Origin of the sequence: Achromobacter sp. SIMBA_011 (assembly GCF_046535435.1) — a bacterium.
GTDB lineage: Bacteria > Pseudomonadota > Gammaproteobacteria > Burkholderiales > Burkholderiaceae_B > Achromobacter > Achromobacter dolens.
In genome coordinates this window covers 1-262 of the sequence record NZ_JAWRWN010000674.1, presented here as the reverse complement: position 1 = coordinate 262, position 262 = coordinate 1, and the positions used below count along the sequence as shown (strand labels likewise).

The window sequence follows — 262 nt, the reverse complement described above, 5'->3', positions numbered from 1 at the left end:
AGACGCTGTTGCAGCCGGGCGGCCTCGCGACGACGACGCAGAACACCGGCCAGCAGTGGGATGCGCCGAATGGCTGGGCGCCGCTGCAATGGATCGCGATCGAAGGGTTGCGGCGCTACGGCGAACCGGCGCTCGCGAAGGACATCGGCACGCGCTTTCTCGCCGACGTGAAGCACGTGTATGCGACCGAAGGCAAGCTCGTCGAGAAGTACGTGGTGGAGGGCGCCGGCGAGGGCGGCGGTGGTGGCGGGGAATATCCGCT

Annotated in this window: 1 protein-coding gene; it reads left to right on the top strand. The window is 68.3% G+C overall.

Features of this window, described 5'->3' with window-relative positions; translation table 11 throughout:
- A partial coding sequence (locus SB816_RS32670; RefSeq protein ID WP_410548334.1) for a trehalase family glycosidase occupies positions 1-262 on the top strand: 262 nt, incomplete at both ends.